4 protein-coding genes are annotated in these 6,364 nt (G+C 50.0%); 3 read left to right on the top strand and 1 reads right to left on the bottom strand.

Annotated elements, in window-relative coordinates:
• Both WBV27_RS10685 and WBV27_RS10680 read left to right on the top strand, forming a co-directional pair.
• Window positions 1–411 (top strand): tRNA (cytidine(34)-2'-O)-methyltransferase (locus WBV27_RS10685; protein WP_424201929.1); only part of this gene is annotated, 411 nt, incomplete at its 5' end.
• 119 nt (window positions 412–530) lie between these two features.
• Window positions 531–2,063: a phosphomannomutase/phosphoglucomutase gene (locus WBV27_RS10680; protein WP_424201927.1), complete on the top strand. Its 1,533-nt coding sequence runs from the start codon at window positions 531–533 to the stop codon at window positions 2,061–2,063.
• Between the two features lie 70 nt (window positions 2,064–2,133).
• On the opposite strand, the gene WBV27_RS10675 is transcribed toward WBV27_RS10680, so the two are convergent.
• Window positions 2,134–3,504 (bottom strand): hemolysin family protein, encoded by a 1,371-nt coding sequence (locus tag WBV27_RS10675; RefSeq protein ID WP_424201925.1) that lies wholly within the window; start codon window positions 3,502–3,504, stop codon window positions 2,134–2,136.
• 476 nt (window positions 3,505–3,980) lie between these two features.
• On the opposite strand from WBV27_RS10675, the gene WBV27_RS10670 reads away from it, so the two are divergent.
• Window positions 3,981–6,062: a PBP1A family penicillin-binding protein gene (locus WBV27_RS10670; RefSeq protein WP_424201931.1), complete on the top strand. Its 2,082-nt coding sequence runs from the start codon at window positions 3,981–3,983 to the stop codon at window positions 6,060–6,062.
• Window positions 6,063–6,364 lie beyond the last annotated feature (302 nt).

The following is a 6,364-nucleotide window of genomic DNA, read 5'->3' as shown; positions in this document are numbered from 1 at the left end:
GAACCTTTGGGCTTTTCAACCGACGATAAGCAACTGAAACGTGCCGGGCTCGATTATTGGCATGACGTGAACATCATCCATCATGCGGATCTGGCGGCATTCCTCGACTATCTGGGCGACCGCCAGCTGTATCTGATCACAAAGTTCGCCGACCGCATCTACAGCGAGGCCGACTTCACGAAGGATGAGGACGTATTCTTCATCTTCGGCAAAGAGACGACCGGATTGCCTGAAACTTTCATGCAGGAAAACGCTGAAAAATGCCTGCGCATTCCGATGAATGATGAGCATGTGCGTTCCCTGAACCTTTCGAACACAGCCTGCATGATCGTCTATGAGGCATTGCGTCAGCAAGGTTTCCCCAATCTGGAATTGACCCACACCTATGAGAACGACAAGTTGAAGGGTTGAACGAACCCGTTCCGCTTTTAAACCGTTCGGCCGAAGCAAAAAAGCTTCGGCCGTTCTTTTTTTATTTCCGTCGAATAGGTATAATGGATGTAACGGAAAATCGAAAAGGGGATGGAATGATGGAAAAAGCTGCATTATTGGCCTTACAGAATGGATCGGATGTTCGCGGGATTGCGATTCCGACGGAAAAACATGAAGCGACGCTTACGGCGGACAAAGTGACGCGCATCGGATATGGTTTCGTGGACTGGCTCCAAAAAGGGAAAAACATCAGCTTGAGCGGCGAAAAGAAAGTCAAAATTGCGATCGGACAGGACAGCCGCTTATCCGGTGGTGACATCAAAAAAGCACTTATGGCAGGGATGGCGCCGTATGCCATCGAAATCATCGATGTAGGCCTTTGCACTACGCCGGCAATGTTCATGTCGACGCAGTACGAAGATTACGCGACGGATGCAGCAATCATGATCACCGCCAGCCATCTTCCTTTTGAATACAACGGACTGAAATTCTTCACCAAGACCGGTGGAGCAGAGCACGAGGATATCGAAGAAATTCTGGAATACGCATTCGAAATGCCGGAACCGTTCGTTGAAAAAGAACAAGCGGCAGTTGTGACCGAGATGGATCTGCTTTCGACTTACGCAGCCGATCTCCAGGACAAAATCCGCAAAGGGATTGCTTCAGCTGAAAACCCTGAGCAGCCTTTGACCGGACGCCACATTATCGTGGATGCCGGCAACGGAGCGGGCGGATTCTTCGTGGAACGGGTGCTGCAGCCTTTGGGAGCCGACACTTCAGGCAGCCAATTCCTGGATCCGGACGGCACGTTCCCGAATCACGTCCCGAACCCAGACAATAAAGCAGCGATGAAGAGCATCCAGGATGCGGTGATCGCAAACAAGGCCGATCTTGGGATCATTTTCGACACCGACGTGGATCGTTCAGCAATCGTTGACAGCGATGGAAAAGCGTTCAACCGCAACAATCTGATTGCATTGATTTCAGCGGTGCTGTTGACTGAAGAGCCAGGCGCCACCATCGTCACGAATTCGGCGACATCCGCCCACTTGGAGACGTTCATCACGGAACTTGGCGGGGTCCAGGACCGTTATCTGACCGGCTACCGGAATGTCATCAACCGCGGCATCGAATTGAATGAAGCGGGCACCAATGCGGTCTTGGCTATCGAAACGAGCGGGCATGCGGCACTCAAGGAAAATTATTTCCTGGATGACGGCGCCTACCTGATCGCAAAACTGCTGATTGCCGATGCGCAGCTGTCAACGGAAGGCAAGCATTTGGGCGATCTGATCGCAACGCTAGGACAGCCGGCAGAAACGATGGAGTACCGCTTTACGATCATCGAAGAACCGATTTTTGAAGTGGGCAATGCCATCATCAAGGATTTTGCCGCTTTCATCGCTGCCACGGAGGATATGGCATTGGTTGCGGACCATCTTGAAGGCGTGCGCGTGAATCTGGGCGGACAGTACGGAGAAGGCTGGTTCATCCTGCGTTTGAGCCTGCATGAGCCGTTGTTGGTATGGACGATCGAAAGCGATGCAGTCGGCAAACTGCCGTTGATCGCTAAGACGGTGCTGCCTTTCTTCAAAGGGCGTCCGGAATTGGATACGGGGCACCTTCATTAATATAATTTGACGGACAAAAAAAGACTTTGCGGTAGGCTCAAGTGCCTGCCGCAAAGTCTTTTCTGTTTGCTTACTCGGTTGCTTCGGGTTCTTCTGTTTCTGTCGAATCTGCAGAGTCGACATGGTTTTTCAGTTTCCTTGTCGTAAAGATGTCGATGACGAGGATCGAATTTTTCTCTTTTTGGATGGCTTTGAAGCGGTAACCGTGGTATTCGACTTCTTCGCCTTCCTTGACGTCATATTTTTGGTCAAGCAGCCAGCCGCCCATCGTATCCACGTTTTCGTTGTCGATGTCCAAGCCGAACAGGTCGTTGACATCATCGATCAACATGCGGGCACTGATGCGGTAATGGTTCTCGCCAAGCATGATGAATTCAGGTTGATCTTTCGTCTCGAAATCATCGCTGATGTCGCCGACGATTTCCTCCACGATGTCCTCCATCGATACGAGGCCGCTTGTGCCGCCGTATTCGTCAATCAGAATGGCGACTTGGTTATGTTCCTTCTGCATCTTGACCAAGAGTTCCTTAATCGGAATCGTCTCGATGACCGTGATGACCGGACGAACGAAGTCAGTGACGGTGAATTTGCTTTCGTCCTTATTTTGGACAGCTTCGACAAAGGCGGCGAAGACTTCTTTGGTGTTGATGACGCCTACAATCGAATCTTTATCCTCGCGCATGACCGGATAGCGAGTATATTTTTCTTGCTGCACGACATTTGCGATATCGCTAAGCGACATGTTGAAGTCCACCGCTACTATTTCCGTACGGGGAACCATGATTTCGCGCGCCATCCGCTCATCGAAATTGAAGACATTTTCCACGAATTGGTACTCTTCGCGATTGATTTCGCCGCTCTTCAAGCTTTGGCTCATGATCAGGCGGAGTTCTTCCTCGGATACATTGTCGTCCGATTCGCCGATTGTTTTCATCCCTATCGCTTTTGAAATGCCGTTGGCGGTTTTGTTCAGCACAAAAATCAGTGGATACATCACGCGGTACCAAATGTTCAACGGTTTCGCGATCCGCAATCCCATTTTTTCCGTGCGGCTCAAGGCCACGTTTTTGGGAACGAGTTCACCGATGATGACTTGGATGGAAGTCAAAACAGCGAAGGAAACAACGAAGGACATGATGGTGGCTATCGCTTTGGGAATCGGCAGGTTGCCGAAAAGCGTATCGAACAGGCGTTTAAAGGTGGGATCCCCTAACCAACCAAGGGCAAGGGAAGTTATCGTAACCCCCAGTTGCGTCGCTGAAAGATAGCTGTCCAGTTTCACGGTCATATTTTTCAATAATTTTGCTTGCGGATTTCCTTCTTCAACCAGGAAATCCAGCCGGGAAGGACGTATCCTAACGAGCACATATTCGGACATGACGAAAAATGAAGCGATGAAGAGGATGAGGAAAAATAATAGTAAGCCGGTTGTGATTGACATAATTGATTGCCTGCTTCCGTTGAGGACAGCAGACTTCACCTCCTGTGAAATAATGATCCTGAATAGGAAATTTCTTCACGAGATCTCTGGTTTCACGCTGAAACAAATGAAAGCGACCAAAAGAATCCCTGAAAATACGCGTTTTCGAAAATTCTTTTGGTCTACAGATGATTGCCATCTGATGCGTTCTGTCCCACTGGTGCCACCTACCTTAATAATTATTTAAGCAAAATTCGGTTATTTCAAAACGATACTTATGCTAAAATTATAAATCAAAATAGAGAAATTGCAATACGGGGGCACTTCTGCGACTTAAGTCGGTTTCTTATTTGAGCGATTCCTGTTACTATGATACGGAATCCTGTTATCGCGATGTGCTTTCATGTGACAAACTTATGTTGTTTCTCCACTGCCACACGCACCGCAAAGGCATTCAGCAAGCCGGGGGGATGTAGAAAATGAAGAAGGATGAAAAAATGCAAAATAAACCATTTAAGGAAATTCTGAAAGCAGCTTGGACCCGTTTCAACGAGAAACGCAAAAACCTCTGGCGGAAATATCGGATCAACAAATTTATCGTGTTGTTCCTGTTGATCGGGACATTAATCAGCAGCACCTATCTTGTTTTCTTGGCAAAGACCGCCAACGTCGAAAATTTGAAGGCCGGTCTGGAACAGACAACGGTCATCTACGACCGCTACGGCAATGAAGCCGGGGAACTCTATTCGCAGAAAGGAACGTTCGTGACAATCGACCAGATTTCTCCGAACATCCAGACTGCGGTCGTTTCGACGGAGGACAAACGTTTTTACACGCATACGGGGGTTGACCCGATCGGAATCGGCCGTGCCGCTGTCGGCTTCGTAGTGAATGGCGGGAATATCGTCGGTGGGGGTTCGACGCTTACCCAACAATTGGCCAAAAATGCCTACCTGACATTGGATCAGACGTTGATCCGCAAAGCCAAAGAGCTGTTTTTGGCGTTCGAAATCGAAAGCAAATACACGAAAGACGAAATCCTGGAGATGTACCTGAACAACGCCTACTTCGGGTCGGGGGTGTGGGGCGTCGAGGATGCTTCGCAGAAATACTTCGGAAAATCGGCGAGTGAAGTCAGCTTGTCGGAAGCGGCTGTACTGGCCGGAATCCTGAAGTCACCGAGCTATTACAACCCGATCGATAATTATGAAGCGAGCACTGACAGAAGAAATACAGTCCTGCAACTATTGGCGGACAATGCGTTTGTTGATCAAGCCACCGCTGATGCGGCGATCGCTGAAGATATCAATGTGGTGGATAACTATTATGCAGACAGCGGATATAACTATCCCTACTATTTCGATGCGGTCATAAACGAGGCCATCAATACCTACGGCTTGGATGAAGAGGATCTGCTGAACAGGGGCTACAAAATCTACACCGGCTTGGATCAGGATTATCAGAACCAGATGGATGATGCCTATGCGAATGCCTATCTGCCAGCTGCGGAAGACGGGACTTTGCTGCAGAGTGCTTCTGTTGCCTTGGAACCGGCAACCGGGGATGTGCTCGCGGTCGTCGGTGCTACGAATTATGAAGGTTTCCGGACCTATAACCGTGCAACCCAGATGACTATGGCGCCGGGTTCAACCATCAAGCCGTTGTCCGTCTATACGCCGGCTCTTGAGGCCGGATTCGAAGTCGATGCGGAAGTGATGGATGATGATTCTTTGACTTACGGCGATGACGATTATTCCGTTTGGAACTATGACCAAAACAGTCTGTATGACACTTTGCCGATGTACCAAGCGCTTGCCGAGAGCAAAAACACGTCAGCAGTGTGGCTGTTGGACAAGCTGGGCATCCAGAAAGGGATCGCCAAGTTGGAGGACTTCGGAATCTCCATCGGCGAAGCGGATGAAAACCTGGGGGCAATCGCGCTCGGAGGGATGAGCACCGGCGTGTCGCCAGTTCAGTTGGCCAGTGCCTATACGACTTTCGTGAATGAAGGGGTGCGCACGGAAGCTCGCTTCATCACGAAGATTGTCGATGCGACCGGAGCGGTGATCGTGGACAATACGAATGCGGAAACGAACCGCGTCACGACAGCCGCAGTCGCCGAGGAAATGACGAGCATGCTTATGGGCGTGTACGCTGATGGCGGAACCGGCGCATCGGCGCAACCATCGAACGGCATGGTGATCGCGGGCAAGACCGGAACGACGGAACTTGATAGGGAAACAGGCTACATCAAGTCGCAATGGATGGTGGGGTACACACCCGATCTTGTCGTCGCTACTTGGTTGGGGTATGACGAAACCAATGAAGCCCACAATCTGAACAACGCCGGCAAGACGATGGCGAATTTGTACAGTGCCGAGATGGGTGCGTTGTTGTCGATCAGCCCGCAAACTGAATTTGCGGTCGCTGCTGCTGAAGAAACCTATGACAGTGGCATCATCGATGGAATCAAGAGCGGCCTGAATGAGTTCATGAACGGCATGGGTTCGTTCGGAAAGAGCATCGGCGAGGGTTCGCAAAAATTGTTCGATTGGGCCAACGATGCTTTCGGGCAATAAAAATTGATTTGAGGAAAGACAAGCTGCGATGGCTTGTCTTTTTTTTAGTGCTCATCCCCTCCCTCGAATCATCACGCTCTGCGTAAACGCGTTCTGATTCGCAGATACCACTAACGTTTCACATCCAGCTGTCGTCCACAAAAGAGGTGAACGGAAGCTGGATGCTCCAACGTACGGGTATCTAAGCGCGAATCATCACGCTCTGCGTAAACGCGTTCTGAATCCCAGAAATCTGTGCCTACGCTGACTACCACACACGGACAAAGAGCGTCCGCTTTGTGTTAGTCCTCTTAGTGCTCGAT

The sequence above is a fragment of the Trichococcus sp. genome (assembly GCF_049589555.1).
Taxonomy (GTDB): domain Bacteria; phylum Bacillota; class Bacilli; order Lactobacillales; family Aerococcaceae; genus Trichococcus.
This window is presented reverse-complemented; position numbering and strand designations above follow the sequence as displayed.